This window comes from Pseudomonas moorei (assembly GCF_042846945.1).
GTDB lineage: Bacteria > Pseudomonadota > Gammaproteobacteria > Pseudomonadales > Pseudomonadaceae > Aquipseudomonas > Aquipseudomonas moorei.
In genome coordinates, this window is record NZ_AP035776.1 from 3,346,165 (window position 1) to 3,361,231 (window position 15,067).

General features: G+C 60.8%; 12 protein-coding genes and 3 tRNA genes. All 15 read left to right on the forward strand.

All coding sequences use genetic code 11. The features are described from left to right. Positions 1 to 39 precede the first annotated feature (39 nt). Complete coding sequence (gene asd / locus ACGJAX_RS15590) at positions 40 to 1,152, forward strand: aspartate-semialdehyde dehydrogenase (protein ID WP_090318733.1); 1,113 nt, start codon at positions 40 to 42, stop codon at positions 1,150 to 1,152. A gap of 244 nt (positions 1,153 to 1,396) precedes the next feature. Next, the gene (locus tag ACGJAX_RS15595) at positions 1,397 to 2,407 is read left to right on the forward strand and encodes an aspartate-semialdehyde dehydrogenase (RefSeq protein WP_390955288.1); all 1,011 of its coding nucleotides are present in this window, start codon (positions 1,397 to 1,399) and stop codon (positions 2,405 to 2,407) included. A gap of 204 nt (positions 2,408 to 2,611) precedes the next feature. After that, positions 2,612 to 5,236: a FimV/HubP family polar landmark protein gene (locus tag ACGJAX_RS15600; RefSeq protein WP_390955289.1), complete on the forward strand. Its 2,625-nt coding sequence runs from the start codon at positions 2,612 to 2,614 to the stop codon at positions 5,234 to 5,236. Between the two features lie 172 nt (positions 5,237 to 5,408). Beyond that, entirely contained in the window at positions 5,409 to 6,233 is an 825-nt protein-coding gene (gene truA / locus ACGJAX_RS15605) for a tRNA pseudouridine(38-40) synthase TruA (protein WP_090318742.1), read from the forward strand. Positions 6,234 to 6,296: 63 nt separating this feature from the next. After that, positions 6,297 to 6,911, forward strand: coding sequence for a phosphoribosylanthranilate isomerase (locus ACGJAX_RS15610; protein ID WP_248914061.1), 615 nt, complete (start codon positions 6,297 to 6,299; stop codon positions 6,909 to 6,911). A gap of 191 nt (positions 6,912 to 7,102) precedes the next feature. Next, the gene (accD, locus tag ACGJAX_RS15615; RefSeq protein WP_090318747.1) at positions 7,103 to 8,023 is read left to right on the forward strand and encodes an acetyl-CoA carboxylase, carboxyltransferase subunit beta; all 921 of its coding nucleotides are present in this window, start codon (positions 7,103 to 7,105) and stop codon (positions 8,021 to 8,023) included. Beyond that, positions 8,020 to 9,327, forward strand: coding sequence for a bifunctional tetrahydrofolate synthase/dihydrofolate synthase (gene folC / locus ACGJAX_RS15620; protein WP_390955290.1), 1,308 nt, complete (start codon positions 8,020 to 8,022; stop codon positions 9,325 to 9,327). The genes accD and folC overlap by 4 nt, the downstream gene beginning before the upstream one ends. Next, positions 9,311 to 9,970 (forward strand): SPOR domain-containing protein, encoded by a 660-nt coding sequence (locus ACGJAX_RS15625; RefSeq protein WP_247254176.1) that lies wholly within the window; start codon positions 9,311 to 9,313, stop codon positions 9,968 to 9,970. The genes folC and ACGJAX_RS15625 overlap by 17 nt, the downstream gene beginning before the upstream one ends. Positions 9,971 to 10,068: 98 nt before the next feature. Continuing rightward, entirely contained in the window at positions 10,069 to 10,629 is a 561-nt protein-coding gene (locus ACGJAX_RS15630; protein WP_090318758.1) for a CvpA family protein, read from the forward strand. Positions 10,630 to 10,670: 41 nt separating this feature from the next. Further along, entirely contained in the window at positions 10,671 to 12,176 is a 1,506-nt protein-coding gene (gene purF / locus ACGJAX_RS15635) for an amidophosphoribosyltransferase (protein WP_075945888.1), read from the forward strand. 78 nt (positions 12,177 to 12,254) lie between these two features. After that, positions 12,255 to 13,466, forward strand: coding sequence for an O-succinylhomoserine sulfhydrylase (locus ACGJAX_RS15640; RefSeq protein ID WP_390955291.1), 1,212 nt, complete (start codon positions 12,255 to 12,257; stop codon positions 13,464 to 13,466). After that, the gene (locus ACGJAX_RS15645; RefSeq protein WP_390955292.1) at positions 13,463 to 14,236 is read left to right on the forward strand and encodes an SDR family oxidoreductase; all 774 of its coding nucleotides are present in this window, start codon (positions 13,463 to 13,465) and stop codon (positions 14,234 to 14,236) included. The genes ACGJAX_RS15640 and ACGJAX_RS15645 overlap by 4 nt, the downstream gene beginning before the upstream one ends. A 158-nt stretch (positions 14,237 to 14,394) precedes the next feature. Next, a tRNA-Val gene (locus tag ACGJAX_RS15650) sits at positions 14,395 to 14,470 on the forward strand. Between the two features lie 53 nt (positions 14,471 to 14,523). Continuing rightward, positions 14,524 to 14,600: transfer RNA gene (locus tag ACGJAX_RS15655), tRNA-Asp, on the forward strand. A 92-nt stretch (positions 14,601 to 14,692) separates the two neighbouring features. Then, a tRNA-Asp gene (locus ACGJAX_RS15660) sits at positions 14,693 to 14,769 on the forward strand. Positions 14,770 to 15,067 lie beyond the last annotated feature (298 nt).

A 15,067-nucleotide genomic window follows, 5' to 3' on the forward strand; every position in this document is an offset into this window, starting at 1 on the left:
CGAAAGCAGCGGCCCACTTTTCAAGAAGGTGTAGTTGCGATGAAACGTGTAGGTCTGATCGGTTGGCGCGGTATGGTCGGTTCCGTGCTCATGCAGCGGATGCTGGAAGAGCAGGATTTCGATCTTATCGAGCCGGTGTTCTTCACCACTTCCAATGTCGGTGGCCAAGGCCCGTCCGTGGGCAAGGACATTGCTCCGCTCAAGGACGCTTACAGCATTGAAGAGCTGAAAACCCTCGACGTTATTCTGACCTGCCAGGGTGGCGACTACACCAGCGAAGTCTTCCCGAAGCTGCGCGAAGCCGGCTGGCAGGGTTACTGGATCGACGCCGCTTCCAGCCTGCGCATGCAGGATGACGCGGTCATCATCCTTGACCCGGTCAATCGCAAGGTCATCGACCAGCAGCTGGACGCAGGTACCAAGAACTACATCGGCGGCAACTGCACCGTCAGCCTGATGCTGATGGGCCTGGGCGGTCTGTTCGAAGCCGGTCTGGTGGAGTGGATGAGCGCCATGACCTATCAGGCGGCCTCCGGTGCCGGCGCGCAGAACATGCGTGAACTGATCAAGCAAATGGGCGCGACCCATGCCGCTGTCGCCGATCAACTGGCCGACCCGGCCAGCGCCATCCTCGATATCGACCGTCGTGTCGCCGAAGCCATGCGCAGCGACGCGTACCCGACCGAAAACTTTGGCGTACCGCTGGCCGGCAGCCTGATCCCCTGGATCGACAAGGAACTGCCGAACGGCCAGAGCCGTGAAGAGTGGAAGGCCCAGGCCGAGACCAACAAGATCCTGGGTCGTTTCAAGAGCCCGATCCCGGTCGATGGCATCTGCGTGCGCATCGGCGCCATGCGTTGCCACAGCCAGGCGCTGACCATCAAATTGAACAAGGACGTGCCGATCGCCGATATCGAAGGGCTGATCAGCCAGCACAACCCTTGGGTCAAGCTGGTGCCGAACAACCGCGAGATCAGCATGCAGGAACTGAGCCCTACCAAGGTCACCGGTACCCTGAACGTGCCAGTCGGCCGTCTGCGCAAGCTGAACATGGGTTCGCAATTCGTCGGTGCGTTCACCGTCGGCGACCAACTGCTGTGGGGCGCGGCCGAACCGCTGCGTCGCATGCTGCGGATTCTGCTTGAGCGTTGATCGATTGAAGCGGTGAAAGAACCCGTGCCTTGAAAGAGGTGCGGGTTTTTTTATTCCAGACAGTCTGATGTGGATGGGTTGCCTGATGTTCCGTCATCGCGGGCAAGCCCGCTCGCACAAGGATTGTGCTGAACCCTGTGGGAACGGGCTTGCCCGCGATGAGGCCAGAACAGAGCCACATAATTGCCTGCATCCCCACCACCCGGTAAAGTGCCGCTCCCCCCGTTTCGCCAGAGGTAAAACCATGAGCCAGTCCTTCGATATTGCCGTGATCGGCGCCACCGGTACTGTTGGCGAAACACTGGTGCAGATTCTTGAAGAGCGCGACTTTCCGGTCGGCAACCTGCACTTGTTGGCCAGCAGTGAATCCGCAGGGCACTCGGTGCCGTTTCGCGGCAAGAATGTGCGGGTGCGGGAAGTCGATGAGTTCGACTTCGGCAAAGTCCAGTTGGTGTTCTTCGCCGCCGGCCCGGCCGTGACCCTCAGTTTCGCCGCGCGCGCCACGGCCGCCGGTTGCTCGGTGATTGACCTGTCCGGCGCGCTGCCGGCCGACCAGGCGCCACAAGTGGTGCCGGAAGCCAATGCGCACGTACTGGCCGGTCTGAAAAAACCATTCCGGATCAGCAGCCCGAGCCCATCGGCTACCGCGCTGGCCGTGGTGCTGGCGCCGTTAATGGGTTTGATCGATCTGCAGCGCATCAACCTGACCGCGTGCCTGGCGGTTTCCGCCCAAGGCCGGGAGGCCGTGACCGAACTGGCCCGGCAGACCGCCGAGTTGCTTAACGTGCGCCCCCTGGAGCCGACCTTTTTCGATCGGCAGATGGCGTTCAACTTGTTGGCGCAGGTCGGCAAGCCGGACGAGCGAGGTCATACGCTGCTGGAAAAACGCCTGGTGCGTGAGGTGCGCCAGATCATGGCCCTGCCTGCATTGAAGATTTCCGTCACTTGCATTCAAGCCCCGGTATTTTTTGGCGATAGCTTTAGTGTGACCCTGCAGTCGGCGAGTGAGGTCGACCTGGCGAAAGTCAACGCCGCACTGGAGGACGCGCCTGGGATCGAGCTGGTCGAAGCTGGCGATTATCCGACGCCGGTAGGTGACGCGGTAGGGCAGGATGTGGTCTACGTTGGTCGGGTACGCCAGGGTATCGACGACCTGTCGGAACTTAATTTGTGGCTGACGTCAGATAACGTACGCAAGGGCGCCGCGCTCAACGCTGTGCAGCTGGCTGAGTTGTTGATAAAAGACTTGCTGTAAAAGATACTTGGCAACAATTTTTCGAATGGTTCCGACCAGCGCTATGCTTGGCTGGAATGCTGAAGGCGAGCCACCCTGCGGGGCTTTCCGGGGCATGCATGAAACGATCGCGCGCGGCGACCTCTCGCCGCCGCGCAATGCCTTACGGCAGCGGCTATCAACACCTTCTCGCTGGCCGAGGAATGTTCAAACTAAGGATGAGCTATGGTTCAAGTTCGCAAACTGGTGTTAGCAATAGCGGCCGCCTCGGCGCTGTCCTCCGGTATGGCGCATGCGCTCGGGCTTGGGGAGCTGACCCTGAAATCAACGCTGAACCAGCCGTTGGTGGCGGAAATCGAGCTGCTCGACGTCAAGGACCTCACCGCTGCCGAAGTGGTGCCGAGCCTGGCTTCACCTGAAGAGTTCGCCAAGGCGGGTGTCGACCGCCAGGCGTTTCTCAACGACTTGACCTTCACCCCGGTGCTGAACGCCGGTGGCAAAAGCATCCTGCGTGTGACGTCCAGCAAACCACTTTCCGAGCCGATGGTGAAATTCCTGGTTCAGGTGATGTGGCCCAATGGTCGCCTGCTGCGCGATTACAGCGTGCTGCTCGATCCGTCCAAATTCTCGCCGCAAACCGCCGAAGCGGCTGCGCAGCCCGCGCCGACGCAGGTTGTCACAGCGCCCGTCACCGGTGCGAGCCAGCCGTCGCAACACACCACCACGCCGCGCGATACCCTGTGGGAGATCGCGGCGAAGGCGCGTAATGGCGGTTCGATTCAACAAACCATGCTGGCCATCCAGGCGCTGAACCCGGATGCCTTTATCGACGGCAACATCAACCGGCTGAAAACCGGGCAGGTGCTGCGTCTGCCGGATCAGGCGCAAAGCACCAGCGTGCCGCAACCCAAGGCGATTGCTGAAGTGGCCGCGCAGAACACCGCGTGGCGGCAGGGCCGTCGTTATGTGGCGAAGCCGGGTTCGGGGCAGCAGCAACTCGATGCAACCCGGCGAGCCCGTGCCGAAGGTGCTCCGGCGCAAACCGCCGCCGACAAGCTGAGCCTGGTTTCCGCCGAATCCGGAAAAGCGCGCGGTAAAGGCGCTGCCGGTGATGCCAAGGCCCTGAACAACAAGCTGGCAGTGACCAAGGAAAGCCTCGACACGACCCGTCGTGACAATGCAGAACTGAAAAGCCGCATCTCTGATCTGCAAAGTCAGATGGACAAGCTGCAGCGCCTGATCGAACTGAAAAACAATCAACTGGCCAAATTGCAGGCTGAGGGCGCGACTGATACTCCGGCGGCAGCGACCGCTCCGGCGATGTCGGCTGAGCTGGCGCCTGCTCCTGCGGCAACACCTGCGCCAGTGGTTCCGGCAGCACCAGCGACTGCGGCGGCACCCGAGACGGTTCCGGCGCCTGTCGCACAGCCCATTGAACCGACGCCGGTCGCCGCCAACGACAAGCAGTTCAATGACCTGCTGACCAACCCATGGCTGTTGGGGCTGGCCGGTGGCGGGGCAGTGGTTGTGCTGCTTTTGCTGCTGTTGCTGGCTCGCCGCCGCAAAGCCCAGCAAGAAGCCGAGAAACACCTGCGCATGGCCAGGGCCTTGGCCGAAGAACAGCCGTTTTCCTCCGATCTTGACCTGCCGGAAAGCAGCTTCGAAGGCCTGGAGGTTCCACCTCCGAGCGTGAAGCTCGCTACCGCGCCGACTCCTGCGCCAGCGCCTGCTCCGGTTATCGCCCCGGTTGTGGTAACGCCGCCGATCGCGGCGCCACTGGTGGCTCCGGCCGCCGATCGCTCCGATGACGTGTTGGGCAAGGCTCAGTCGCACATCGCTGCCGGTCGTTTGAATCAGGCGGCTGCGCTGCTGGAAGAGGGAGTCAAGCTGGAGCCGCAGCGCAGTGATCTGCGCCTGAAGCTGATGGAAGTTTACGGTCAGCAAGGCGACCGCGATGCGTTCGTGACCCAGGAGCGCCAATTGGTGGCCAATGGCGACAACTTCGCCCAGGTCGAAAAACTCAAAAGTCGCTTCCCGGCCATGGCTCTGGTCGCAGCCGGTGGTATCGCCGCTGCAGCTGTCGCCGCCGAACTGGACGCGCAGTACGTCAAGGACCTGTTGAAGGATGAGCCGGAAGTCCCGGCCCCGGCCCCGGTCGATGATGATTTCGACAGCGCGTTCGATCTGAGCCTGGATGACCTGGACAACATTGCTCCGGCGGCTGTTACGCCTGCGCCTGCCTCGGAACCTGAGCCGACGACGTTGGCAGACCTGGAAGATTTTCCGCTCGACGATGATCTGAGTTTCGAGTCGGTGTTGCAGCAGCAGACTGATATCAAGGAAAACCTCGACGACCTGTCGGATTTCGATCTGGACATGGATCTTGGCGCGGAACCCTCGACAGCGATGCTGGCCGAAGATGATTTCCTGCTCGATCTGGATGAAGGCGTGAAGGACTTGCCGGTCGTCGAAACCCCGGCAGCACCTGAGCTGGCGTTGGACGATCTGGAATTGCCGGCCGATTTTGACCTGTCCCTGGCCGAGGAAATGGCGGCGCCTGATGCCTTCGCGGCGGAGCTGGACGACGTCAATGCCGAGCTGGAGAGCTTGTCGGGCAGCATCGCCGAGCCGAGTTTCACGGCGCATGACGCGCTGGCTTCCGCAGATGACGAGCCGGAATTCGATTTCCTTTCCGGTACCGACGAGGTCGCCACCAAACTCGATCTGGCCCAGGCCTACATCGATATGGGGGACAACGATGGCGCCCGGGATATCCTCAATGAGGTGGTGATCGAAGGCGATGACGGCCAGAAGAGCGAAGCCAAGGAGATGCTGGCACGTCTGGCGTGAGTGATCGGCTCGTTGTAAGCAAAACGGCAGCCCGGTGAGGCTGCCGTTTTTGTTTTACCCCAGGGGCGCGCGGTTGTACTGGCGTCCACGTCCTGCGGCCTTATAATGCCCGCCTTTGCGTACATCAGCAGGCTGTCACTCCTTGGCAAATATAGATAACCCGGCCGCCGAAATGGCGGCCGACGGCTTTTTCCGAATCGCGTTGGGCGTTGAATACAAGGGCTCGCGCTATCGTGGTTGGCAGCGCCAGGCCTCTGGCGTGCTCACGGTGCAGGAAACCCTCGAAAACGCCTTGTCGAAAGTCGCCGACTCACCTGTATCGCTGCTTTGCGCCGGGCGCACCGATGCCGGTGTTCATGCCTGTGGGCAGGTGGTGCATTTCGACACCCAGGTCGAGCGTTCGATGAAGGCCTGGGTCATGGGGGCCAATATCAACTTGCCTCACGACGTGAGCGTCAGTTGGGCCAAAGTCATGCCAGCGCATTTTCATGCACGGTTCAAGGCCATTGCGCGGCGCTATCGCTACGTGATCTACAACGATCAGATCCGCCCGGCGCACCTGAACGAAGAAATTACCTGGAATCACCGTCCGCTGGACGTCGAGCGCATGGCCGAGGCGGCGCAGTACCTGGTGGGCATCCATGACTTCAGCGCCTTTCGCGCCGGGCAGTGTCAGGCCAAGTCGCCGATCAAGGAGCTGCATCATCTGCGCGTCAGCCGTCACGGCAAGATGATCGTATTGGATATCCGCGCCAATGCCTTCCTGCACCACATGGTACGCAACATTGCCGGTGTGTTGATGACCATCGGGGCCGGCGAACGCCCGGTCGAATGGATGAAGGAAGTGCTGGAAAGCCGTATTCGCCGCTCCGGCGGGGTGACGGCACACCCGTTTGGTCTTTATCTGGTGCAGGTCGAGTACCGCGACGAGTTCGAATTGCCCGAGCGTTACATCGGTCCGCATTTCCTGACCGGTTTCACCGAACTTGACGGCTGACGCCCTCGAACGCTTTTGTTACCATCCGGGACTTTCCCGGATTTGCCGTGAGGTTTTATCGACATGTCAGCCGTTCGCAGCAAGATTTGTGGGATTACCCGCATAGAAGATGCGTTGGCGGCGGTTGAGGCTGGTGCCGATGCCATCGGGTTTGTGTTTTACGCCAAGAGCCCGCGGGCGGTGACGGTTCAGCAGGCGCGCGCGATTATCCGGGCGTTGCCGCCGTTCGTCACGACCGTGGGCCTGTTCGTCAACGCCGGTCGCGAAGAATTGGCAGACATCCTCCAGGTTGTGCCGCTGGATCTGTTGCAGTTCCATGGCGACGAAAGCGCGGCGGAGTGTGAAAGCTGGCATCGCCCGTACATCAAGGCGTTGCGAGTCAAGGCCGGTGATGACATTGCGGCGGCTTGCGATGCTTATCCGAGTGCCAGCGGGATCTTGCTCGATGCCTATGTCGAAGGTGTTCCGGGGGGAACCGGCGAAGCATTCGACTGGTCACTGATACCGCAGGGTTTGAGCAAACCGATCATTCTGGCGGGCGGCTTGACCCCGGATAACGTCGCTGAGGCAGTTGATCGGGTTCGGCCGTATGCCGTGGATGTCAGCGGCGGGGTGGAGGCAAGCAAGGGCATCAAGGATCACGCGAAGATTCGGGCATTCATCAACGCGGTGCGTTGATGTGACGGCTGGCAGACTGCCGCCGTCCACTGCTCTGTACAAAAAGGCTGAGGGTTGTTGGGTGGTACGCAGGTCACGTTTCGCTGACCCGGCCATTGACCGATCATCGCCGCACACATGAATTTAGCTCAAGGGCATACGCGGGGCTGCGAACCAGAGCGTTCGGGCCGCCGGTACTGGAGAAAGAAAGCATGAGCAACTGGTTAGTAGACAAACTGATCCCTTCGATCATGCGTTCCGAGGTCAAGAAGAGCTCGGTGCCTGAAGGTCTTTGGCACAAATGCCCGTCTTGCGAGGCTGTGCTGTATCGTCCGGAGCTGGAAAAGACCCTGGACGTTTGCCCCAAGTGCAATCACCACATGCGTATCGGCGCACGCGCCCGTATCGACATTTTCCTCGACGCCGAAGGCCGTGTTGAGCTGGGTGCGGACCTGGAGCCAGTGGATCGCCTGAAGTTTCGCGATGGCAAGAAGTACAAGGATCGCCTGACCGCTGCGCAAAAGCAGACCGGCGAAAAAGACGCCCTGATTTCCATGAGCGGTACCTTGCTGGGTATGCCGGTGGTGGTGTCGGCGTTCGAATTCTCCTTCATGGGTGGTTCGATGGGTGCCATCGTCGGCGAGCGCTTCGTACGCGCTGCCAACTACGCGCTGGAAAACCGCTGCCCGATGATCTGCTTCTCCGCCTCTGGCGGTGCACGGATGCAGGAAGCGCTGATCTCCCTGATGCAAATGGCCAAGACCTCTGCAGTACTGGCGCGTCTGCGTGAAGAAGGCATTCCGTTCATCTCCGTACTGACCGACCCGGTCTACGGTGGTGTTTCCGCCAGTCTGGCGATGCTCGGCGACGTGATTGTCGGCGAACCTAAAGCGCTGATCGGCTTTGCCGGCCCGCGTGTGATCGAGCAGACCGTGCGCGAAAAACTGCCGGAAGGCTTCCAGCGCAGCGAGTTCCTGCTGGAGCATGGCGCCATCGACATGATCATTCACCGTCAGGAGCTGCGTCCGCGTCTGGGCAATCTGCTGGCGCAGATGATGGGCCTGCCGACGCCCCAGTTCGTCGCGACCCCCATCGAGCCGATCGTGGTTCCACCGGTGCCTGCCAACGTATGACCCAACGTACCCTTGGCGAGTGGCTCGCCTACCTTGAGCAGTTGCACCCCTCGGCCATCGACATGGGCCTTGAGCGCTCGCAACGGGTAGCGTCCCGCATGGGGCTGGGCAAGCCGGCGCCTCGGGTGATCACGGTCACCGGCACCAACGGCAAGGGTTCTACCTGTGCGTTCGTGGCCTCGTTGCTGCGGGCCCAGGGCCTGAAAGTCGGTGTCTACAACTCTCCGCACCTGCTGCGTTACAACGAGCGGGTGCAGGTCAATGGCGTTGAAGCCACTGACGCCGAGCTGTGCGAAGCCTTTGCGGCGGTCGAGGCGGGGCGTGGCGACACTTCCCTGACCTATTTCGAGATGGGCACCCTGGCGGCGTTTTGGCTATTCCAGCGCTCCGGGCTCGATGCCGTGGTGCTGGAAGTGGGGCTGGGCGGGCGTCTGGACACGGTCAACGTGGTGGATGCCGACATGGCGCTGGTCACCAGCATCGGTGTCGATCACGCCGATTACCTGGGCGATACCCGGGAGTCCGTGGCCTTCGAGAAGGCCGGTATCTTTCGACAGGGCGCGCCCGCGCTCTGTGGCGACCTGAATCCTCCGCAACCGCTGCTGGATAAATCGCGCGAACTCAAATGCCCGTTTTTCCTGCGTGGGCGCGATTTCGACCTCGGTATCACCGATCACAACTGGCAATGGCGCGGTCTGGACGCCCACGGGCGTGCGGTTGAGCTGCATGATCTGCCGTTGCTTGATCTGCCGATGGAAAACGCCGCGCTGGCATTGCAGGCTTATCTGCTGCTCGGCTTGCCTTGGGATGATGCGCAAATTATCCAGGCGCTGCAGGCAACGCGGGTCGTCGGTCGTCTCGATCGTCGGCAATTCGACTGGCAGGGCAAGCGTCTGAACCTGCTGCTGGATGTGGGGCATAACCCCCATGCGGCGGAGTATCTGGCCCGTCGCCTGGCGAGCCGGCCGCCGGTGGGCAAGCGCCTGGCGGTGTTCGGGTTGCTGGCGGACAAGGATCTGGATGGTGTCATTACTGAGTTGAGTGCTAGTGTCGAGCACTGGGCTGTCGCGCCGCTGGATTCGCCACGGGCGCGGCCGGTTGTCGATCTGCAGGGGGCGCTGGAAAAGACCGGTGCTTCGGTAACATCCTATGACAGCGTGGCAGCCGCTCTGGAAGGGCAGTGTGCGCTGGCGACGAGCGACGATGAAATTCTGTTGTTCGGATCTTTTTATTGTGTCGCCGAGGCCCTTGAGTGGTTGGCTCGGCGCTCCACGGAGGAAGCGGCAAATGGCATTGCTGGATAAAGCTTACAAACAGCGCATGGTCGGTGCCCTGGTTTTGGTCGCGCTGGCCGTGATTTTCCTGCCGATGCTGTTTTCCCGTCAGGATGAGCAGCGCCAGGTGACGGTTGAGGCGCCGGCTGCACCGCAAGCGCCAGCGATGCCACAGGTTCAGGTTGAACCGGTCGTCGTGCCCGAGCCCCAGGCTTTGCCGCAGGAGCCGGTGCCAAGTGACGATGAAATTGCCCAAGAGGAGGAGCCTGCAGCGCCTGTCGCGCCAAAGGCGTCGGCGGTGCCGGCTCCAACTGTAAAAGCCGTCACGCCACCTCCTGCCCCGGCCGCCAAGCCTGCGACGGCTCCCGCCCAGCCGATTGCGGCCGCTCCGGGTAAGCCGGATACCACGCAAAGTCGTGTCGACGCCAATGGCCTGTCGGTCAGCTGGTCGGTGCAACTGGCCAGTCTGGCCAATCGCGAAAGTGCCGAAAAGCTGCAGAAAACCCTGCGCAGTCAGGGTTATAACGCCTACATTCGTTCTGCCGACGGCAAGAATCGGGTGTTTGTTGGTCCGCTGATCGAGCGTGCCGAGGCTGATCGCCTGCGCGATTTGTTGAATCGCCAGCAAAACCTCAAGGGTTTTGTGGTGCGCTTTCAGCCAGAGCGCGGCTAAATCTATCGCCCCGATTTGAAATGCACTGACAATCGCAGCTTACCGATAAGCATGGGCTCTGCTAAAATGCGCCGCCTTATCCGTCTGTAGGCTGCACTGTGCCATTTACCTGGGTTGACTGGGCGATCGTTGCAATCATCGCCATCTCCGCATTGATCAGTCTGAGCCGCGGCTTCGTCAAAGAAGCGCTGTCGCTGGTGACCTGGATCATCGCAGGAGTCGTTGCCTGGATGTTCGGTGGCTCATTGTCCGAGTACCTCGCCGGATACATCGAAACGCCATCGGCTCGTGTGATCACGGGTTGTGCCATCATGTTTGTCGCCACTTTAATCGTAGGCGCAATGATCAATTATCTTATCGGCGAGTTGGTACGCGTCACCGGGCTTTCCGGGACCGATCGATTCCTCGGCATGGCCTTCGGCGCCGCGCGTGGCGTGTTGCTGGTGGTCGTGGCGGTCGGGCTGTTGAGCCTGGGGCCGGTACAGCAGGACGGGTGGTGGAAAGAATCCCAACTCGTACCAAGGTTTTTATTGGTCGCAGACTGGTCCAAAAACCTGATTCTCGGGTGGAGCAGTCAGTGGCTTGCCAGCGGTATCAGCGTACCCGCTGAAATACCGTTCAAGGAGCACCTCTTGCCGACGGCGAAAACGCCTCAGTGAGTTGTGTTCAGTTCAGATCCATTAAGTAGGGGTTGCGTCGCATGTGTGGCATCGTCGGTATCGTCGGTAAGTCGAACGTCAATCAGGCGCTGTATGACGCGCTAACCGTCCTCCAGCACCGCGGCCAGGACGCTGCCGGTATCGTGACCAGCCATGATGGCCGGTTATTCCTGCGCAAGGACAACGGCCTGGTGCGTGACGTGTTTCATCAGCGTCACATGCAGCGTCTGGTCGGTCATATGGGTATTGGCCATGTGCGCTACCCGACCGCGGGCAGCTCAACGTCGGCCGAAGCTCAACCGTTTTACGTCAACTCGCCTTACGGCATCACTCTGGCGCACAACGGTAACCTGACCAACGTTGAACAGCTGGCCAAGGAGATCTACGAATCTGACCTGCGCCACGTCAACACCAGCTCCGACTCGGAAGTGCTGCTCAACGTGTTTGCGCACGAACTGGCCCAGCGCGGCAAGTTGCAGCCAACCGAAGAAGACGTGTTTGCTGCCGTCACCGACGTGCACAACCGTTGCGTCGGTGGTTATGCGGTAGTGGCGATGGTGACCGGCTACGGCATAGTCGGTTTCCGTGATCCGCACGGCATTCGTCCGATCGTGTTCGGCCAGCGTCACACCGACGAAGGCGTCGAATACATGATCGCCTCCGAAAGCGTTTCCCTGGACGTGCTCGGCTTCACCCTGATTCGCGACCTGGCACCGGGCGAAGCGGTCTACATCACCGAAGACGGCAAGCTGCACACCCGTCAGTGCGCGACCAACCCGTCCCTGACCCCGTGCATCTTCGAACACGTCTACCTGGCGCGTCCGGACTCGATCATTGATGGCGTGTCGGTCTACAAAGCCCGTCTGCGCATGGGCGAGAAGCTCGCCGAGAAGATCCTGCGCGAGCGCCCCGAGCACGACATCGACGTGGTCATCCCGATCCCGGACACCAGCCGCACCGCAGCCCTGGAGCTGGCGAACCACCTGGGCGTGAAGTTCCGCGAAGGCTTCGTGAAGAACCGCTACATCGGTCGTACCTTCATCATGCCGGGCCAGGCTGCGCGGAAAAAATCCGTACGCCAGAAGCTCAACGCCATCGAGCTGGAATTCCGCGGCAAGAACGTGATGCTGGTGGACGACTCCATCGTGCGCGGCACCACTTGTAAGCAGATCATTCAGATGGCACGCGAAGCGGGCGCCAAGAACGTCTACTTCTGCTCTGCAGCGCCAGCCGTGCGTTTCCCTAACGTCTACGGCATCGACATGCCGAGCGCTCATGAGTTGATCGCCCACAACCGTTCGACCCAGGACGTGGCTGACCTGATCGGTGCCGACTGGCTGATCTATCAGGATCTGCCTGACTTGATCGAAGCGGTCGGTGGCGGCAAGATCAAGATCGAGAAGTTCGATTGTGCCGTGTTCGACGGCCAGTACGTGACCGGCGACGTCGACGAGGCCTACCTGAACAAGATCGAGCAGGCACGTAACGATGCCTCCAAGGTCAAGACCCAGGCGGTCAGTGCGATCATCGATCTGTACAACAACTGAGTAATTACCGGCCCCTAGGGGCCGGTTTTGTATCTACCAAAGACCTTTTATTTCAAGAGCAGGGCAAGGAGTGACAGCATGAGTCAGGATTGGGATGCCGGTCGACTGGACAGCGACCTCGAAGGCGTAGCGTTCGACACCCTGGCCGTACGTGCCGGTCAGCACCGTACGCCGGAAGGCGAACACGGTGATCCGATGTTCTTCACGTCCAGCTACGTATTCCGTACCGCCGCTGATGCGGCCGCGCGTTTTGCCGGGGAAGTGCCGGGCAACGTTTACTCGCGCTACACCAACCCGACCGTGCGCGCTTTTGAAGAGCGCATTGCCGCGCTGGAAGGCGCCGAGCAGGCCGTGGCCACCGCAACCGGCATGGCCGCGATCATGGCGGTAGTGATGAGCCTGTGCAGCGCTGGCGATCACGTGTTGGTATCGCGCAGCGTGTTCGGCTCGACCATCAGCCTGTTCGAAAAATACTTCAAGCGTTTCGGCGTCGAAGTCGATTACGTGCCCCTGGCGGATTTGTCCGGCTGGGATGCAGCGATCAAGGCCAATACCAAATTGCTGTTCGTCGAGTCGCCGTCCAATCCATTGGCCGAGCTGGTGGACATTGCCGAACTGGCGAAAATCGCTCACGCCAAAGGCGCGATGCTGGTGGTCGACAACTGTTTCTGCACCCCGGCGTTGCAAAAGCCGCTAAAAATGGGTGCCGACGTCGTTGTGCACTCGGCGACCAAGTTCATCGACGGCCAGGGTCGTTGCATGGGGGGTGTCGTGGCCGGTCGCAGCGAGCAGATGAAAGAAGTGGTCGGTTTCCTGCGTACCGCCGGGCCGACCCTCAGCCCGTTCAATGCCTGGATCTTCCTCAAGGGTCTGGAAACCCTGAATCTGCGGATGAAGGCCCATTGCGCCAATGCCCAGCAGCTGGCCGAGTGGCTGGAGCAGCAGGACGGCATCGAAAAGGTCCATTACGCCGGACTCAAGAGCCATCCGCAGCACGAGCTGGCCCAGCGTCAGCAGAAGGGCTTTGGTGCGGTGGTGAGTTTCGAGGTCAAGGGTGGCAAAGAGGGCGCCTGGCGCTTTATCGACGCGACCCGTCTGATTTCGATCACCGCCAACCTGGGCGACAGCAAAACCACCATCACCCACCCGAGCACCACCTCTCATGGGCGTCTGGCGCCGCAAGAGCGTGAAGCCGCGGGCATTCGTGACAGCCTGATCCGTATCGCGGTTGGGCTGGAAGACGTGGCCGACCTGCAAGCCGATCTGGCGCGCGGGTTGGCTGCCTTGTGATCGAATTGGCCACGCCAGGGGGTTCCAATGGCCGCGTTGCACTGGTGACCGGTGCTGCGCGGGGCATTGGTCTGGGTATAGCCGCCTGGCTGATCAGCGAGGGCTGGCAAGTCGTGTTGACGGACCTGGATCGGGTGCGCGGTTCTAAAGTGGCGAAGGTCCTTGGTGAAAACGCCTGGTTCATCGCCATGGACGTGTCGAACGAAGGGCAGGTTGCTTTGGGTGTCGCCGAGGTGCTGGGGCAGTTTGGGCGTCTGGATGCACTGGTGTGCAATGCGGCGGTAGCCGATCCGCACAACATCACGCTGGAGAGCCTCGACCTGGTTTACTGGAATCGGGTGTTGGCGGTGAATCTCAGTGGGCCGATGTTGTTGGCCAAGCACTGTGCGCCCTACTTGCGAGCTCACAGCGGAGCGATCGTCAATCTGGCATCGACCCGCGCCGGGCAATCGGAACCCGATACCGAGGCGTATGCGGCGAGCAAGGGCGGTTTGCTGGCCTTGACTCACGCGTTGGCGATCAGCCTTGGCCCGGAGATTCGCGTCAATGCGGTCAGTCCCGGCTGGATCGATACGCGAGATCCCTCGGTGCGCCGCGCCGAGCCGCTGACCGATGCCGATCACGCGCAACATCCGGCAGGCAGGGTAGGGACGGTCGAGGACGTGGCGGCGATGGTCGCGTGGCTGCTGTCGAAGAACGCCGGTTTCGTGACGGGCCAGGAGTTTGTGGTCGACGGCGGCATGACCAAGAAGATGATTTACCGCGAGTAACTCCAGCAAGGGCCTCTCGGTCGCGGTTTGAGGTTGCCGGCGCTCGTGGCGAGCACCGCCGGAAATGACATGATTTTGTCTTTTTCAGAAAAACTTCAATCCTGCTATTGACTTAGGTTCGCTACCTGCGTAAATTTCGCGGCCTCGGAGATGCAAACGGGTGATTAGCTCAGCTGGGAGAGCGTCTGCCTTACAAGCAGAATGTCGGCGGTTCGATCCCGTCATCACCCACCACTCTCGAGAGTCTTGCGAAAGCAAGATGGAAGCTGAAATGCCTCCACCGACGCGCAGCGGTAGTTCAGTCGGTTAGAATACCGGCCTGTCACGCCGGGGGTCGCGGGTTCGAGTCCCGTCCGCTGCGCCATATTTTCCGAGTCAGATTCATCTGGTTCGAGATTGAAAAGCTACTGAGTTTTCAATCAGACGAGTTACCTGGACGCAAGTCCACAGCGATACGCAGCGGTAGTTCAGTCGGTTAGAATACCGGCCTGTCACGCCGGGGGTCGCGGGTTCGAGTCCCGTCCGCTGCGCCATATCTGCTCCGAGGCCCACTGAACGCCTTGGAGCTACGAAGAAAGCCAATTGCGCTACTTCGAGTCGATAGCAAAGACCCTGGTCGAAAGACCGGGGTTTTTTGTGTCTGAAATTTGACCTTTCTCCTGTTTCCCTCCTGGCTGCAACCCTTTATCCGGCACAAATCCCTGTGTGCGAGCTTGCTCGCGAAGGCGTCGCCACATTCAAAATTTAGATCGGCTGGAAGGGATCTTTCGCGAGCAAGCTTGCTCCTGCAGGCAGGGCGGATGTCTGTTTGTCCAGTCGTTCCCTGCGGTG

What these genes read in the sequence shown, in the direction of transcription:
- asd (WP_090318733.1), top strand. Translation starts at nt 40, where the DNA reads ATGAAACGTGTAGGTCTGATCGGTTGGCGCGGTATGGTCGGTTCCGTG.
- ACGJAX_RS15595 (WP_390955288.1), top strand. Translation starts at nt 1,397, where the DNA reads ATGAGCCAGTCCTTCGATATTGCCGTGATCGGCGCCACCGGTACTGTT.
- ACGJAX_RS15600 (WP_390955289.1), top strand. Translation starts at nt 2,612, where the DNA reads ATGGTTCAAGTTCGCAAACTGGTGTTAGCAATAGCGGCCGCCTCGGCG.
- truA (WP_090318742.1), top strand. Translation starts at nt 5,409, where the DNA reads ATGGCGGCCGACGGCTTTTTCCGAATCGCGTTGGGCGTTGAATACAAG.
- ACGJAX_RS15610 (WP_248914061.1), top strand. Translation starts at nt 6,297, where the DNA reads ATGTCAGCCGTTCGCAGCAAGATTTGTGGGATTACCCGCATAGAAGAT.
- accD (WP_090318747.1), top strand. Translation starts at nt 7,103, where the DNA reads ATGAGCAACTGGTTAGTAGACAAACTGATCCCTTCGATCATGCGTTCC.
- folC (WP_390955290.1), top strand. Translation starts at nt 8,020, where the DNA reads ATGACCCAACGTACCCTTGGCGAGTGGCTCGCCTACCTTGAGCAGTTG.
- ACGJAX_RS15625 (WP_247254176.1), top strand. Translation starts at nt 9,311, where the DNA reads ATGGCATTGCTGGATAAAGCTTACAAACAGCGCATGGTCGGTGCCCTG.
- purF (WP_075945888.1), top strand. Translation starts at nt 10,671, where the DNA reads ATGTGTGGCATCGTCGGTATCGTCGGTAAGTCGAACGTCAATCAGGCG.
- ACGJAX_RS15640 (WP_390955291.1), top strand. Translation starts at nt 12,255, where the DNA reads ATGAGTCAGGATTGGGATGCCGGTCGACTGGACAGCGACCTCGAAGGC.